We start from the raw sequence: 373 nt of genomic DNA on the forward strand, positions 1-373 counted from the left end.
CTGCATGATGGCCTGCTCATGCTCAAGCTGCGCATGCGCCTCAGATCCGGCGCGTACATATTCGTGCACGATCCTGATGCGATCACCCTTGTAGAAAAGGTGGGGATTCACCCAGAACATCCCGTCTTTACGCTCAACAGGGGCAAGAAAACCCTTCACGCAAAGCTCATTGATGCCGTTGTTATACGTGGGTCTCGACTTGCCATAGCCATGATCATCACATATGGCTTCGTAGCTGATATACAGCTGATCCGGTTGGTACTTTTGATCCAGGTATGCACGCAAAATCGAGCGAAACAGGTCTTTCGCAGGCTTTGATAGCTCAAAAACCTCCTCGATCCCAGCCCCGAAAAATTTCACGAACTCCTCTCTG

The 373-nt window shown here is 50.7% G+C and carries 1 protein-coding gene; it reads right to left on the bottom strand.

The features are described from left to right. On the bottom strand, positions 1-360 hold a 360-nt coding region (locus tag KZZ04_RS18520), incomplete at its 3' end, for a hypothetical protein (RefSeq protein ID WP_219423701.1). Positions 361-373 lie beyond the last annotated feature (13 nt).

Origin of the sequence: Pseudoalteromonas sp. CR1 (assembly GCF_019392235.1) — a bacterium.
In the GTDB taxonomy this organism is placed as follows: Bacteria; Pseudomonadota; Gammaproteobacteria; order Enterobacterales; family Alteromonadaceae; genus Pseudoalteromonas.